General features: G+C 68.1%; 12 protein-coding genes and 1 pseudogene. 6 read left to right on the top strand and 7 right to left on the bottom strand.

Annotated elements, in window-relative coordinates; translation table 11 throughout:
* Positions 1 to 592 precede the first annotated feature (592 nt).
* From AB0L75_RS24265 to AB0L75_RS24255, 3 genes are all read right to left on the bottom strand, one after another.
* A complete protein-coding gene (locus tag AB0L75_RS24265; RefSeq protein ID WP_365184308.1) occupies positions 593 to 1,717 on the bottom strand; it encodes an alpha-hydroxy acid oxidase in 1,125 nt (374 codons plus the stop codon).
* A 191-nt stretch (positions 1,718 to 1,908) separates the two neighbouring features.
* Entirely contained in the window at positions 1,909 to 3,447 is a 1,539-nt protein-coding gene (locus AB0L75_RS24260; protein WP_365184306.1) for an AMP-binding protein, read from the bottom strand.
* 552 nt (positions 3,448 to 3,999) lie between these two features.
* Positions 4,000 to 4,344 carry a hypothetical protein gene (locus AB0L75_RS24255; protein WP_365184304.1) on the bottom strand — a complete coding sequence of 115 codons (345 nt, stop codon included), beginning with the start codon at positions 4,342 to 4,344 and terminating at the stop codon, positions 4,000 to 4,002.
* Positions 4,345 to 4,835: 491 nt separating this feature from the next.
* On the opposite strand from AB0L75_RS24255, the gene pcaH reads away from it, so the two are divergent.
* Together pcaH and pcaG are read left to right on the top strand one after the other, a co-directional pair.
* Positions 4,836 to 5,510, top strand: coding sequence for a protocatechuate 3,4-dioxygenase subunit beta (gene pcaH, locus AB0L75_RS24250; RefSeq protein WP_365184301.1), 675 nt, complete (start codon positions 4,836 to 4,838; stop codon positions 5,508 to 5,510).
* Positions 5,507 to 6,076, top strand: a complete 570-nt coding sequence (pcaG, locus tag AB0L75_RS24245; protein WP_365184298.1) for a protocatechuate 3,4-dioxygenase subunit alpha — start codon at positions 5,507 to 5,509, stop codon at positions 6,074 to 6,076. The genes pcaH and pcaG overlap by 4 nt, the downstream gene beginning before the upstream one ends.
* Positions 6,077 to 6,794: 718 nt before the next feature.
* On the opposite strand, the gene AB0L75_RS24240 is transcribed toward pcaG, so the two are convergent.
* On the bottom strand, positions 6,795 to 6,974 hold the full coding sequence (locus tag AB0L75_RS24240; RefSeq protein ID WP_365184295.1) for a hypothetical protein: 180 nt from the start codon (positions 6,972 to 6,974) through the stop codon (positions 6,795 to 6,797).
* Positions 6,975 to 7,346: 372 nt separating this feature from the next.
* On the opposite strand from AB0L75_RS24240, the gene AB0L75_RS24235 reads away from it, so the two are divergent.
* On the top strand, positions 7,347 to 8,108 hold the full coding sequence (locus tag AB0L75_RS24235; protein WP_365184292.1) for a class I SAM-dependent methyltransferase: 762 nt from the start codon (positions 7,347 to 7,349) through the stop codon (positions 8,106 to 8,108).
* Positions 8,109 to 8,139: 31 nt separating this feature from the next.
* On the opposite strand, the pseudogene AB0L75_RS24230 reads toward AB0L75_RS24235, so the two are convergent.
* Positions 8,140 to 8,528, bottom strand: a pseudogene (locus tag AB0L75_RS24230) (transposase); the annotation flags it as partial.
* Between the two features lie 729 nt (positions 8,529 to 9,257).
* Between AB0L75_RS24230 and AB0L75_RS24225 the strand changes: the two are divergent.
* On the top strand, positions 9,258 to 9,533 hold the full coding sequence (locus tag AB0L75_RS24225) for a hypothetical protein (RefSeq protein WP_365184291.1): 276 nt from the start codon (positions 9,258 to 9,260) through the stop codon (positions 9,531 to 9,533).
* Positions 9,534 to 10,172: 639 nt separating this feature from the next.
* Here the strand turns inward: AB0L75_RS24225 and AB0L75_RS24220 are convergent.
* Both AB0L75_RS24220 and AB0L75_RS24215 read right to left on the bottom strand, forming a co-directional pair.
* Positions 10,173 to 10,712, bottom strand: coding sequence for a GNAT family N-acetyltransferase (locus AB0L75_RS24220; protein WP_365184288.1), 540 nt, complete (start codon positions 10,710 to 10,712; stop codon positions 10,173 to 10,175).
* An 8-nt stretch (positions 10,713 to 10,720) separates the two neighbouring features.
* Positions 10,721 to 10,963: a hypothetical protein gene (locus AB0L75_RS24215; protein ID WP_365184285.1), complete on the bottom strand. Its 243-nt coding sequence runs from the start codon at positions 10,961 to 10,963 to the stop codon at positions 10,721 to 10,723.
* A gap of 581 nt (positions 10,964 to 11,544) precedes the next feature.
* On the opposite strand from AB0L75_RS24215, the gene AB0L75_RS24210 reads away from it, so the two are divergent.
* Positions 11,545 to 12,405 carry a histidine kinase gene (locus AB0L75_RS24210; RefSeq protein ID WP_365184283.1) on the top strand — a complete coding sequence of 287 codons (861 nt, stop codon included), beginning with the start codon at positions 11,545 to 11,547 and terminating at the stop codon, positions 12,403 to 12,405.
* 1,325 nt (positions 12,406 to 13,730) lie between these two features.
* Positions 13,731 to 14,234 (top strand): hypothetical protein, encoded by a 504-nt coding sequence (locus AB0L75_RS24205; RefSeq protein ID WP_365184282.1) that lies wholly within the window; start codon positions 13,731 to 13,733, stop codon positions 14,232 to 14,234.
* The last annotated feature ends 153 nt before the right edge of the window (positions 14,235 to 14,387 follow it).

Genomic DNA, 14,387 nt, shown 5'->3' with positions numbered 1-14,387 from the left:
TCGCGCGAAACGCAGCACTGCGCCAGACCCTCAGCGCCGTTGTCGCTGTCACCGCGTCACATGCAGGGGGAAGCGAACAACGGGCGGGCCGGCGCGGACGCGCGGACGCGGCGACAAGGGACCAGGATTCACCCACACCACAGAAACGCGTGAACTGCAGAAGAAGTCCCCTCAGCAGTCGCTCGACGACATCCGAGATGAACTCGACGACAATCAGGTCTCACGTCTTCGTGGCAGCGGCACTGCGTCAGCCGCTCTGGTGAGTGGTGCTGCTGCCGGGCTTCGAGTTCGTTGGACCTCTTCGTCCAGCCGTTCTGCAGGCTGTTGCGGGTCCGCGCACTGGTCAGGGCATCATCGAGGTGAGATGTGGCCATGCCAGGCGGGCCCAGGCTGCGATTCGAGCCGGTGCAGGCCAAGGTGATGAGCGCCGCCCTGAGAACAATCCGTCCCATTCAGCTTCGCGGGAGACCGGCTGCCCGCTACTGCGGGACATGCTCCACGCGAGCACGGACCTTGCGGTGGGCGGCGTTGTCGTCCTCCTCACTCGGCCGCGAAGAGGCCGCGCCTGGCTGATGACCAAGAGGGAGGCCTGCTAGGACGGGTGGCGGGATGCCGGGTGCAGCAGGCTGGCGTCCAGGGCGGCCAGGTCCGTCCGGCCGCACAGCGCCATGGCGGTCTCCAACTCGGAGCCCAGGATGGACAGTACGTCCCGTGCGCCCTCGGCCGCCGAGACGGCCATGCCCCACAGCACAGGCCTGCCCACCAGCACCGCCCGGGCGCCCAGAGCCAGGGCGATCAGCACGTCCGAGCCACGGCGGATGCCGCCGTCGATGAGCACCTCGCAGCGTCCGGCGACGGCGGAGACCACCTCGGGCAGAGCGTCGAGAGCGGTGACCGAGCCGTCCAGCTGGCGGCCGCCGTGGTTGGACACCACGATCGCAGCCACCCCCAACTCGGCCGCGCGGGCCGCGTCCTCGGCGGTGACCACTCCCTTCAGGACGACCGGAAGCCGGGTCAGCGAGCGCAGCCAGGCCAGATCGTCCCAGGTGAAGGCGGGGTCGATGCGCCGGGCCAGCTGCGCGGCCAGCTCGGCCGAGGAGCCGTCGGCGCAGGTGTCGGGGAAGTTCGCCGGTGCCAGACCCGGCGGGAGGGCGAAGGCGTTGCGCAGATCCCGTACCCGGCGCCCACGGACCGGGGCGTCCACCGTGACGACGAGCGCCCGGTACCCGGCTGCCTCGGCCCGCTTGACGAGATCCTCGCTGACTGCGCGATCCCGGAAGACGTAGAGCTGCATCCACAGCGGTCCCCGCGCGACCCGTGCGACGTCCTCGAGTCGTGTGGTGGAGAACGTGCTGACCACCATCAGCGCGCCCGCGTCTCCCGCGGCGAGGGCACAGGCCGACTCGGCTTCCGGCGTGACCAGGCCGTGGAAGCCCATGGGGGCGACGGCGATGGGCAGGGCGACCGGGGAACCGAGCAGGGTGGTGTGCATGTCGATGCGGGAGACGTCGACCAGGACGCGGGGGCGCAGCCGGTAGCGCCGGTAGCCGGCCAGGTTCTCGCGCAGGGTCGTCTCATCACCGCTGCCGCCATCGATGTAGTCCCAGGCGCACGACTCGACCAGGGGACGTGCCGCGGTGTAGTAGTCGTCCAGCGTGACCATGGTCCGGCCGGAGGAATCAGGAAAATTGTCAGGGGTGTCCTTGTCCGCTGCCACGACGATCACCTCACCAGGCCCGCCCACCCGGGGGCAAGCCCGCATCCGGCCAGCCCGGCCATAGCTCGGTGCGCTGACCGGAGGCCGCTACAGACGCAGACACCTGTGCGTTGGCGCCGCACACGCCGCGATCGGTGTGCGCGGTGGCAGGACCATCGATGCCCCGTTACTGCGCTGCACGTCGGTTGCCGTCATGTGCGCGGTCTTCCATGGACTGTTGTTGTGGTGCCGGTGAGCCAGGCGGCCAGGGCCGGGCGGTCGATCTTGGTGCTGTGCCGGTGGTCGACGGGCAGCCGGCCGGGGTAGGCAACCGGGTGTGCCAGGGACCAGCCGAGGTGCAAGGCGATGGCATGGACCTGGTCGGCAGGGGCGGCGCGCTGTTCGTCTGCAGGAACGACGAGGAACAGCCCGTCATCGGGCACAGCGATCAGGGCGCACTGCGTCAGGCCGAGCCGCTGGTTGTACGTGAACTCCTGCTGGTCGGGATACACCAGGCCGTGGGATGTATGGATCAAGTGCTTTCTGCGGCACAGAAACCACAGCATCCCGTCGGCGTCGAGGTAGCCCACGTCCCCCATGCGGTGCCACAGCGATCCGTCACGGTGACGCAGCTTCGCCCGCGCGGTCAGCTGCGGCCACCGCGCGTACTCACGCGAGACCCGCGGCCCGGCAACGACGATTTCCCCGATCCCCCCTGCGGGCAGCTCGTCCGAGTCCTCGAACTCCCGTACGTCAGTGGCGTCCAGGGGGAGGATGGCGATGCGGGTGTCCTGGGCGGTGCCCACCGGTACGCCCCGCCCGCGGCGAGCCGCGCTCTCGGCCAGTGCGGCCAACTGCCGGGCCTCCACGACCGCCAGTGGCATCGGCGCCTCGGTGCTGGAGTAGTGCACATCGATACGCGTCTGGGGCAGGGCACGCAGCAAGTCCTCCACCACACGGGGGCTGGCCGGTGCCCCGGAGACGGTGGCCACCCTGACCGGAGGCAGCGGCAGCCTGTGGTCTCGGCAGTGACTGGCCAAGCGGCGCCAGAACGCCAGGGAGGCAAAGGTGTAGTCACACCCCAGAGCGGTCATCTGCCGATGGGCGGCCTGGATGTCGGCCAGTCCCGGCTCCGCATCGCCCAGGTCCGGCAGCACCAGCGTCCGCCCCAGTGCCGCGTCCATCAGCCCCAGGAACGGCAGCACCACGAACTCCGTGGCCAGCCGACAGTCCCCGTACAGCAGGCGCTGCTGGTCGAGGTAGGAGGCGACGTTGGAGCAGGTCCACACCACCGGCTTGGGCGGTCCGGTCGTCCCACTGGTGTGGATGATCAGACAGGGATGCTCGGTCCCGACCGCCACGGGCGGGGCCACGCGGGCAGGCCCCTCGAACAGTTCACGCGCGGCCGCCGCGCCCGTCTCGTGCCCCTCCGCGGTCACCCACAGCGCCACCGACAGGCGCTCCAAGCCCTGGCCGGCCACCTCAGGCGGCATCGCCGGATCGAACAGTGCCGGCACGGCCCCCAGCGGCAGGCACGCATATACGACGGTCACGAACTCCGCCGTGGCCCGCAGGGTGATGGCCACCCGATCGCCACGCCCGACGCCTCGGCGGGCCAGAGCGCCGGCACACCGCGCGACCTCGTCGAGGAAGGCTCCCACCTCAAGGCGCCGTCCGCTGTGGGCATCGACGAGCATCACCTCCCTCGGGTCGCGGGCCAGCAGTCCGCCGAGCATCGGATTGTGGAGCACACCGACCTCTTTCGTGATCGCGGGACTTGCACCGTGTCCTACATGGTCAGTCGGTCGCTGGCCGGGTCTTGGGGAGTGGGCGGTGGGCGGTGGGCATGGATCGGCCGGACGGACACTTGGAGATCGCGAGGCCTTTGCTGCCGCCAGCGCGGCTGTGGCCGCCGGGCGGCGGGGTGGCGGTGACGGCCTCGCCGCGGCCCTCCGCTGCTACAAGCGCCCGCCAAACTAACCATGCAGGACACGGCGTTAGACGGTCTTCGTCAACAGCCTGCCCCAGGCGTCGACGCAGTAGCCCAGGCCGTACCGGCGCAGTGGCGCGTAGCAGCATTCATCTGCCTGCCGGGTGATGGGGATCCGCTGCTTTCCCCAGGGCCGCCAGCATTCCTCACTTGGTTTCACACCCAACAAGGGGTCAGGCCGCCCCATCGTGACGTGGGGGCCGTGCCGAAACGTTGACTGCTCCTCCGCCGGCGCGGCGGACCCTACTGAGCGGCTCGCGTGAACGTGGGGTGGCGGGGCGCCGAGGCGGGCCCCGCCGTTGCAGGGAGGCAGCTAAGAGCCGAACTTGACGCTGTGGGGGAGGTCCCCGAAGAAGTCGGTGAACTGGCGGGGCTGCAGGCTGCCCCAGGAGTTCTGGCAGTTGCCGTCGAAGTAGAGCGTGGCGGTGGCGTTGGTCTGGTTCGAGGCGTTGGTCGCGCCGTCGTGGAGGGGCTGGCACGCGCCGAGGGGCGGATTGCTGATCCGGAAGTCCCCCACCGACGAGTGGTAGAAGAACGTGCCGCTGGCGTCGGCGGCGTGAGCACTGCTCATGGGCAGAGCGGTGAAGACCGCGACGGCGGCGCCCACGGACAGGGCCAAGCGGCCGAGGCGGGTCGCCGGGACGTGTGTGATGGTCATGAGCGCAACGTTCCAGACGGCACCGAGAGCGCTGAGAGCGCCACGCGGACCGGGAAGCAGAAGCGGAAGCAGGAGCAGGCAATGCGCGCTCCCCGCCGCGCCTTGCGCGCCTGTCCTGCTCCTGTGCCACAGCACTCATCGCCTGATCGCAGAGAGACGTTCGGACTCACGCCAGGGTCCCGCAAGGTGGGGAATCGGGGCGAGCGGGTCTGTCCCACCCCTGAGCAAGGGGTGGGACATTTCAATTTCAATGAGCCCTTATCACGGGGCAATCCCCCGGCACAGCAGCCGAAACCAGGGGCCGCCCGGCAGCGCCGTGAGCAGTGTCCCCGGCCTCTGCATGGGCCGGGTCCACCCGCACGAGCAGAGCCGCCGGTCCGCGCGCTCGCGGGCCATCTCGGTTCCTGGCCAGGTGGCGCGCCACGCACCCTTGCGGGGACCTGCCGGCCTCCGGTCTGGTGAAAGCCCGTCCACGGCGCATCGGAGGGACTATGACCGAGTCGGTAATCGGAGCATCCTCGCCCGGCGCGGCAGCGCGCCTGCCCCGCCGCCCGCTGGTACGCGTACGGGACCCGGAAGCGGCGGAGCTGTGGGGTCCGGTCTTCGGGGACCAGGACGTCGACGCGCTCGACGCAGACCTCACCCGGCAGTGCCCGGGCCAGCCGCACGGCGAGTGCATCACCGTCACCGGACGGGTCACTGACCAACACGGCATGCCGGTACGCCGGCAGCTGGTGGAGATCTGGCAGGCCAACGCCTCCGGCCGGTACGCCCACCAGGCCGACCGCGGCCCAGGCCCCCTGGACCCGCACTTCGCCGGTGTGGGCCGCTGCCTGACGGACGACCAGGGACAATACCGGTTCACCACGATCAAGCCCGGCGCCTATCCCTGGCGCACGGACTTCAATGCCTGGCGGCCTGCGCACATCCACTTCTCACTGTTCGGCACCGCCTTCACCCAGCGCGCGGTGACGCAGATGTACTTCCCCGGTGATCCGCTGCTGGCGCACGACCCGTTCTTCCAAGCCGTCACGGATGCGAGAGCCCGCGCGCGTCTGGTCGCCACGTACGACCACGAGCTGTCCATGCCGGGCCGGACACTGGCTTACCGGTGGGACATCGTCCTCGACGGCCCGGCCGCGACGCGGAGGGAGACCAACGCATGACCATGCCACCGCCCCCGCTCGTGCCCACACCCCCGCAAACCATCGGACCCTACTTCGGCCACGCCCTGCCCTTCGCCGGCGGGACCGATATCGCGCCAGACGGCCACCCGGACACCGTCACCATCCAAGGGCACCTCTACGACGGCGAAGGCGACCCGGTTCACGACGGACTGCTGGAGATATGGCAGCCCGCACCCGACGGCACACGCGCGGGAGCGCCCGGTTCACGGCGACGAGGAGCCGCCGCTGGTCATAGCGGATTCACCGGCTTCGGACGGGTCGCCACCGACGCCCAGGGGCGATGGGCAGTCCGCACCCTCCCACCGGGCGGCGTCGGATACCTCTCACTGTGCCTCTTCGCCCGAGGACTGCCCGGCCATCTCCGAACCCGCCTCTACCTTCCCCCGATTCAGGACGACGGCACCACGGATCCCCTCTTGTCCTCCCTTCCACCCGACCGCCGCCGCACCATGATCGCCGTGGCGACCGGCCCGCGCAGCTACCGCTTCGACATCCATCTCCAAGGACCCGCCGAAACCGTCTTCCTCGAATTCGGCCACCCATGAACCCGACTTCAGGAACCCCACACACCACGCTCAGCTCCGCCGACCGGCGATCTCGACGAGCCCGCCGCTGCGTGGGGGCGTCCATTTCGGGTGAGAGGACCTCAACGTCGATCACTCTGGCGGCAACATCGCGTGCACGGGCCCCACGGCCACACCTGACAGCCGTCAGCAGGGAGCCCGCCCACGGCCGACGGAGCCGAACAGCTCAATCATTGCTCGGGATCCACCCAGGTACGCCAGGCAGTGGCAACTCTGAGTGACGTCCCAGTGTCGGCGGACGGCACCCGAACGCGCCCGGAAACAAATCGTCATCGAGGCGGCCGGGCTGAATATCCGGGCCGTGACAGAGGACGGCGTCTTTGGGCCTCGCGTGCCCCCACGGTGATACAGGCACCGCTACCCGGAATCTCGTGGACAAGCACGTGGTGTTCGACGCATGCCTGCCCGAACTCCGCGGTCACCTGCCCCAGGGGCAGCCACAGGAAGTCGGCCCGGATGGCTGGTACATCCCCCTTGGGCAGACAGCGCGCGCGTCATCCCGTCCCGCTCCCGGACCACCAGGCTGACCCGGGAGTTCAATTCGTCCTCCGCGGCCAGCGAGGCGATGGCCGCAGCCTGGGCCAGCCTGCTCACCGCAGACGGGCAGGGCCTCCGCCCGAGCCGCCGCAGCGATCCAGGATCCGGCAAGCGCGTATCCGACACGCAGCGCGGCCAGCCCTTATGCGTGCGAGAGAGTGCGGACCACGCACGCGTTCGGCCGATTCGGGGGGAGGCCGACACGGTACACCACGGAGGCCTGGATCCGGGTCTCGTCCATGCCCGTCTCCGTGATGAACTTGCGATAACGCTCGTCGATGACGACGAAGACGTCGGCGGGCACCCTGTCAAGCAGCCCCATAACTAGACATGACTCACCGTCGTGGCAGTCGGGGCGTTGGGGCTGCCGACTGCGACCGCGAGCCAACGACCTCATCGCCCGGGCCGACCACCATCCGTAACAGCAGCTGCATCACGGCGATCTACCGCAGCTCCTTTCGACCACAGTCACCACTCCTGGCAGCGGAGTGAAGAGGACCTCGTCGCGAGCTGCCCCGTAGGTTGATGTCACTCTTGGCATCAACACGGCGGCAACGGGCGTTGAGAAAGCTCTGACAACCTGGCTTTCGGACGACGCAAGGCCGGATTTCATTAGCCCCCAGCGCTGTGACCGGAGACGACCACCGATCCGGTGGGGGGCGAATGTTTGGCGCAGGGAGGCGATGATGAGGGTATGACCGCCAGTTCTCGCGCCCAGTCGTTCGATGTAGCCGCGACTCAGTACGCGGCGAGTCGGCCTTCTTATCCAGCCGCGCTCTTTGACACCATCGAGGAGTTCGCAGGCTGTCGTTTGGCGGGTTCCCGGGTCGCCGATGTCGGCGCGGGTACCGGAATCGCCAGCGTGCTTCTGCGGGAGCGGGGTGCCGATGTGATCGGTGTGGAGCCGGGTGAGGCCATGGCCGGTGAGTTCCGCCAAGCGCTCCCGGGGGTGCCGATCGTGAGGGGTGACGGTAATGCTCTGCCGCTGGCCGAGGCTTCCTGCGACCTGATCACGTATGCGCAGTCCTGGCAGTGGACCGACCCCGGCCAGTCCGTCCCGGAGGCGTTGCGTGTCCTGCGAGTGGGCGGTGCGCTGGCTATCTGGTGGAACACCACAGCCTTCGACGTGCCGTGGATCCGTGAGCAGCACGAGCGCATCGCGCACCACTGCGGGGTGAAGCCAAGGTCTGCGGTGCGACCTTCGGACAGCGATGCCATCAGGCTGGCGGGTCTGACGGGTCTGCGAGTTGCGCGCCGTCAAGTGCGCTGGAGCCGCACCGTCTCTCTGGACATGCATCTCGCCAACATTGGCAGCCGCTCGGCATTCCTCGTCCTTGAAGAGGCCGACCGCCATGCGTTTTTCGTCGCTGAGCGTCAGCGGCTGGGCAGGATTTTCCCTCGCGAGGATGTGGAAGAGACCTACGTGGTTGATCTCCTGGTGGCACTCCGCCCCTGACGTTGTGCGGCCGCGGGGTGGGGCGGTGCCGTCATGCTGCCGAGGCAAGCGGTCGACCGCCCCAGCGGATTCCTTTCTCAGTGCGGATGCGGGCGCGTTCCTTGCGTTCGGCGGCCAGGACGTCGCGGTGGCAGGTGTTGGCGTTGCGCCGGCGCCGGTAGGCGTGCAGGGCTCGGGTCTGCACCGTGTGGTTGGGACGGTTGGAGTTGGCGATGGTGAACTGCCGTAGTGGTCCGAAGCGCGCTTCGATCGGGTTCGCCCACGATGCGTAGGTCGGGGTGAAACACAGCTCGACCTTGTTCTTCGCCGCCCAACAGCGGATGTCAACGCCCTTGTGGGCAGACAAGTTGTCCAGGATCACGTAGATCGGTGCGCCGCCGGGCCGGCGGCACGGATCGACTTCAGCGCGGCCACCCCGCTTGTTCTGCCGGCAGGCGGGTGGGGCCGTCGCGTGTCGCTGCGGCTGCGCCGGCTTCCACGGGCCCGGAGACTGCGATTGTCCTCCTTCGTGTTCCAGGCCGCTTCGAGGCAGAGGTACCGGAGGCTGGCATATCAGATGCTGTCGCATCAAATAGCAATAAGTTACCCAAAAGGCGCATTGAGCCCATTTCTATGGATGGCGCCGAGTGGAATTTGTCCCGTCGACGGGATGGCCCATGTTTTCGTATGTCTCACGTTTTCGCGCTCCGCCGGATTGCGTTTGTCAACCGCAGGGGAACGACGGCGAGAAGGAAAGAGGGCGTGGCTGACCCTTTGATGGGTGGCCGAAAGACCTTCACCGTGCCGATGGTTGTCACGAAGAATTGTGATCACGGGGGACGTTACTGAATACGTCCGTATTCGGCCATTGATCAGTCCTCGGGGCTGTGGGTACGCTCCTCACCGACCGAACTGCGACCGCTGTGACGGCCGCAATACAGTTACCTTGCTGGCCTGCACGGATTCTCCGACTTTCGCGATTCCATGTCTGATGTGATGGGCAGCGATTGGAGCAATGGAAAGGCGTCGACGGTGGCGTAAATTCTATGGGATTTGTGCGGTTCGTCAGCGCGCCGTGCTAGCAATGAGGAAGTCCGGTAGACGGACGAATTCCCGGGGGCGCGTTGCTCCGCGGGTTTGGCTGCACCATGACTAGAAGAGGGGAACTTCATGCGTATACGTCATGCACTGACGGGCCTGGTCCTGGGGGGTGCGATCGCCCTCGGAGGCGCAGTCGTGCCCGCCCAGGCGGCCGAACTCACGCAATCGGCGAAGGTCTCGGCCAGCGACACGGCCGCCGCCGCGCCCAGTTGGCACTACCGTGCCACGTACTACAACGACCCGACAATGTGCGAGAACGCCGGCAAAGCCACGGGCCTCCCCTACAAGTGCGAATTCGGCCTGCCCGGAGCAGTCTTGCCAATTTTTCTGTATGTGTGGTACTGATATCGTAGGTTTGGTCATCGGTTGATCCCAGATAATCTAAGGGACATCCTTTAAGGACTCGTAACACGATCATGAGTTGCGCTTCCGGTCCAAGTGCCTTCTCGGGCCGGGGCGGCAACATCGGCTCAATCGGCGGACACAGATCATCGTCCACGATCCATGGCCGGTGGTCACACCATCCGGAACAGCCGCCACATCGGGCAGGGCCGACCAGGGGCGCTCAACAAGATCGTGTTACGAGTTCTCTTACTCCAGCAGCGGTTCGTGTCCTGTGCTGGTTCTACCTTGGTACCCGCGTCTACGATTGGTGGACCGAGCACATCCGGCCCCTCCGCCGTTCCGGCTGGGACCAGTTCCCAGGCCGCAAAGAACGAGACCGGGCTGGACCGCTACAAGGTCCGCGGCTACGAAGCTTGGTAACGGCACATCACTCTGTCCATGGCCGCTGCTGCTTTCCTCGTCATCCTCCGCTGCGCCATGGACGAGATGGCGGCTCAAGTCGAGGAAGGGCTTACCAGGTGCGCACAATAGGAATGCACGAACCGGCCGAATAGAGCGGGCGTGCAAACCGGACCGAGTGGAGCGAGAAGTATCCCTGGGTGTTTCCCTCAAGAATCTCCATCAGTCCCGATCTCCGCCCTACCCTGTCTGCTGAAGCTCCTTCTCCAGCAGCGTGAAGGACTTGGGCGTACCGCCCGGCTGCGGCTTGCCCTCCTTCTGGCCCACGATGCGGTAACCGGCATTTTGGTAGTAGGCGTTCAGCTGCGCATTACCGGCCAAGCAGTCCAGGCGTACACATGTCCGTCCCACCGCAGCCACTCGGTGTTCCGCCGCGCTCAACAGCAGCCGCCCTGTCCCGTGTGCAGCGACGCCCCGGTCCACCATGAGCCGGTGCACGTATCCGGCCACGGGCGGCTGCGGACCCCAGGCGGCCTCGTCCTCCCACCACAGCTCCCAGGCGCCGGCGATACGCCGGCCGACCTCCGCGAGCCAGACCTCGCCATGCGCCATGACCTGGCGGAAGTGGCCCTCGTCCAGCTCTCCCGGCCGCCACTGCCCGGTGATGCCCCGGGTCAGCATCCAGCGTGCCGCGTCGTCGCGGAGGCGGACGAGACTGGCCAAGTCGCCCTCGCCGGCCGGGCGGACGCGTAGATCATTCACCCGGAGATCCTCGCACATCCGTCCAACTACGGTCTCCGCCAGACCTGCTGTTGCTCCGCAACCAGCGAAGCGGGTTGAAGGTGTGGATCTTCCCCATACCCAGGGCCGGACCGGATTCTGGGGTGGTCCTCCAGCCAGGTCCGGGTGGACACGCTGTTGTCCGAGGACAGGTTGTCGATGACGGCATAGATGTCCCCGGCGGGATCGGCTGTCTCGACCTTCTGGAGAAACTGCTGGTAGAAGGCGCCGTTGCGGGAGGAGACGGTCATGGTGACCTCGTATCCGTCCCGCACTCGCAGCGCGCCGTAGATCGAGGTCTTCTCCGGTCCGCAACCGTAGTCAACCTCGGACTTGATGCGGTGGCCGTCCGGCGACCAGCCCAGCGCTGGTGGGAACGTGCAGGGATCGCCGGTCCGAGTGCGTCGGGCCAGACGACCGTCGCGCCCTCGGGCGGGCAGGCGTAGAACTCGATGCCCCTTGTCCCTTTCCCTCGAATTCTGCGTCCTTTTCCCTCGAATTCTGCGTCCTCCGAGCGAGTCCAGGACAGGGTGCGTCGCCAGTGCACGCCCTCGGCCAGCAGGATCCGGCGAACTTGGCTGCGGCCGACGTCGATGACCAGTCGCTGTGCTTGAGCAGCCAGTGCGTCGAGGGTCCACGCGGCGAAGCCACCGTGGAGTCCACGCTGACCAGCGACAGATCCACCTGCCGATCGGCAAGAATAGCTCGATCGGTTCCCACGTGAGACATTGCACGGGGCGGCAGGATCAACCCAGCGGGCGGGCTTCGTGGAACCCGCTCACCGCATCCGCCTTTGGTCTCGCGCGGCGGCGACGAATGGATACTGCGCAGCATGAGCCAGACGCACGGCGTACGCCTGACGGGCAGCGTGACGGGGATGACCGCCGCGGCTGTGGTCGTCGCGGCTATATCTGTGCTGCGGCGGGTGCTGCCTGCGAGTGTGCTGGTTCTCGCCGGTGCGATGGTCGGCGTGCTCGGGGGCACATGGTCCCCCGTCATTCCCCTGTTGATGGTGGCGGGCTGGTCGGCGGGCGCGAGAATCGAGCCGTGGCGACGGGTGCTTTCAGCGTTTATAACCTCGTTTGTGCTCTATGCGGTGCTCTGCGTGGAGCAGGAGGCGCCCGGAGTGTCCGCACTGGTGACACTGCTGAACGCCACGCCCACATTCCTTGCGGCAGCGGTCGTGCCCGGGCTGGTCGGCCGCTATCGCGCCCAGCGTCGCAGGCTCCTGTCCGCGCTGCATGAACACAACGCCCAGCTGCTGCGGGAACGCGAACTCATCGCGTCCCACACCCGCATGCGGGAGCGGCAGCGGATCGCCCAGGACATGCACGACAGCCTCGGCCATCAGCTGACGCTGATCGCCGTGCACGCGGGCGCGCTGGAGGTGGACCCGGGGCTGGCGGAGGGGCAGCGGGAGGCGGTCGGCGTACTGCGGGACGCGTCCACGGCTGCGATGCACGAGCTGCGCGAAGCGGTCGGCATCCTGCGCGACGGTACGCCGACGCAGCACACAGAGAGCGAACGGTGCCCGCGAGCCGCGGCGTGGCGGGAATCGACGGTCTGGTGGAGGCGTCCCGGGTCGCGGGGGCGGGCGTGGAGCTGCTGCGGTACGAGCCGGATGCGCTCGTGGTCGAGGTGGTCAACGGGCCGAGGCCTGCGATGGCCGCCGGCGGGCAGTGGCCTGCGGTGATCGGCGGGCAGGGGCTCACCGGGCTGCAGGAACGGGCCGGACTGGTCGGCGGCATGGTGCACGCCGGGCCGGCGGCGGACGGCGGGTTCCGGGTCGCGGGCCTTCTGTCGTACGCGTCGCAGGGGCCTCACTGCGCGCTGGAAACCGTCTGCAGCGGGCTGAGGACCCTGCACATGTCGCGCCGCGGCTGTGAGGCGGGAGCCGTGGCAGTCTGGTCCGGAGGAGCACGGGCTGATGGACCGTCGTGCCAGTCGTCGTGAGGAGACCGACGCGGCCGCTCTGCTGAGGTTCCCGTCACCCGGTTGGACGGCATACAGCGTCGGAGTGTGTCGAAGTGTGGCTGCGCAGGCCGCCGAACCTGGTGGTCAGCCGTCGAGTGGGTAGTCCGGGGTAAGGGCGAGCAGTTGCGAGGGAGCTGGTCGAGCAGGGCGGCCCAGCCGGACCCGACCGTGTAAGTCCGGGCGGGACCTGCCACGGGCTCCAGATGGGGTGGGTGCACCGGTCCATCCCGCACCACGCCCTGGCGCACGGGTCTGACAGTGGCATCTGCTGTAGTCGCGGCCCGCGATTGAACCGTGTCCTGGCTGGCTACCAAGGCCTCCCCCGCAGCCACGAACGGAAGCCGAACACTTCCTTGCCTCCACCGGTGTAGCCGCAGCCCTGATCAACCAACACGCCGGGCCAGCGGGCGGACGGCGGGTTCCAGGCCGCGGGCCTCCTGCCATGCATACGGGCCTGGCACATCCGACAGCGGGCGAGGCCGGGCTGCGGCGACTTTCGTCGATGCGGGCGACGACTTTCGGGGCAGAGCGGAGGGGTGCTGCTCGGCGAGGTTGGAGCTGTCACCGATTGGTCCAGTGCGGCGGGCGGGTCACAAGGCCCGGCGAGTGAACGCGTGTACGGACACCGCAACCGCCGCACATCACGAAGGTAGGTCAGATGTCACGGAACGAAGCAACTGAGGTCACCGGGGAATTGGGCGGGGGGCGTTCCGCAAAGCTCCGAAGGGCGGGGCGGTACGGCGTACCGGTCGCGGCGGCGGGGGTGATTGCGGCGACGATTGGGCTGGTCCCGGCCTTCGCCGACTCCGGTTCTGCGCACACGGGATCCGGTTCTCCGCACCTGCCGAGGATCTCCGCGAAGGCCCGGATGGCCAGGATGTCCAAGTCCGACATCAGCGGTTCTCCGGCACGGTCCAACTCACGGGCTTTGGCAGGGCGGCCCTGAACGGCGTCGGAAACGGCGGGGGCTCCGCCGCCGCGTCGCAGAGCAAGTCCAAGACGGAGACGCAGCAGATCGCCGCCGACGGCCCTGAGAAGCAGCGGATGCCGATCCACGGCAAGACCCTCATCCACAATGACACGGAGGCCTGGGAGTACGACAGCGGCAGCAACATCGCCGTGCACCACACCGTCCCCCGGGACGCCCCCCACGGCAAGGGTGATATGACCTTCGAGGAACTGTTGCAGATGTCCACCCTGCAGTGGGCGACCAAGCAGACCCTGAGGGCGGTGGGGGACGCCGGCTCGGCCACGCTCAGCGGCACCACCAAGGTCGCCGGACGGGACGCCTACCAGCTCGTCATCAAGCCCAGGCACGACGAGCACGGGGAATCGATCCGGTTCGCGGTGGACGCCGTCAACAGCGTCCCGCTGAAGCTCACCATCACCTCGAAGAGCGGCGGCCCGGCCGCGATGAGTGTCGGCTACACCCGCGTCGACTTCACCAAGCCCGCCGCGAGCACCTTTGCCCCGCCCAAGGGCCCCAAGATCGTCGAAGGCGACCAGAAGCCGGCGAAGGCGGACCGCGAGCACGGCAAGGGCCGCTGAACTGTCCGGTCAACAGTGTCGACAGTGCGGACACACCAGGGCAACGCCGATCCGCGGCGGCCGAGGTCTTGGCCTACCCGCTGAACAGCCGGGGGGGGCGGTGTGGGGGGTGCCGCCCGGCCCCCGCCAATTGACGCCGGGCCGGTGGTCGCC

Source organism: Streptomyces sp. NPDC052101 (assembly GCF_040680235.1).
Taxonomy (GTDB): domain Bacteria; phylum Actinomycetota; class Actinomycetes; order Streptomycetales; family Streptomycetaceae; genus Streptomyces.
Note: the sequence above shows the minus strand (reverse complement) of the source record. Positions and strands in the feature narration are given on the sequence as shown.

Excerpts from the sequence above, each read along its gene's own strand:
- AB0L75_RS24255 (WP_365184304.1), bottom strand. The coding sequence starts at position 4,344 with ATGACCATCACACACGTCCCGGCGACCCGCCTCGGCCGCTTGGCCCTG.
- pcaH (WP_365184301.1), top strand. The coding sequence starts at position 4,836 with ATGACCGAGTCGGTAATCGGAGCATCCTCGCCCGGCGCGGCAGCGCGC.
- pcaG (WP_365184298.1), top strand. The coding sequence starts at position 5,507 with ATGACCATGCCACCGCCCCCGCTCGTGCCCACACCCCCGCAAACCATC.
- AB0L75_RS24240 (WP_365184295.1), bottom strand. The coding sequence starts at position 6,974 with ATGGGGCTGCTTGACAGGGTGCCCGCCGACGTCTTCGTCGTCATCGAC.
- AB0L75_RS24235 (WP_365184292.1), top strand. The coding sequence starts at position 7,347 with ATGACCGCCAGTTCTCGCGCCCAGTCGTTCGATGTAGCCGCGACTCAG.
- AB0L75_RS24225 (WP_365184291.1), top strand. The coding sequence starts at position 9,258 with ATGCGTATACGTCATGCACTGACGGGCCTGGTCCTGGGGGGTGCGATC.
- AB0L75_RS24220 (WP_365184288.1), bottom strand. The coding sequence starts at position 10,712 with ATGTGCGAGGATCTCCGGGTGAATGATCTACGCGTCCGCCCGGCCGGC.
- AB0L75_RS24215 (WP_365184285.1), bottom strand. The coding sequence starts at position 10,963 with ATGACCGTCTCCTCCCGCAACGGCGCCTTCTACCAGCAGTTTCTCCAG.
- AB0L75_RS24210 (WP_365184283.1), top strand. The coding sequence starts at position 11,545 with ATGAGCCAGACGCACGGCGTACGCCTGACGGGCAGCGTGACGGGGATG.
- AB0L75_RS24205 (WP_365184282.1), top strand. The coding sequence starts at position 13,731 with ATGCCGATCCACGGCAAGACCCTCATCCACAATGACACGGAGGCCTGG.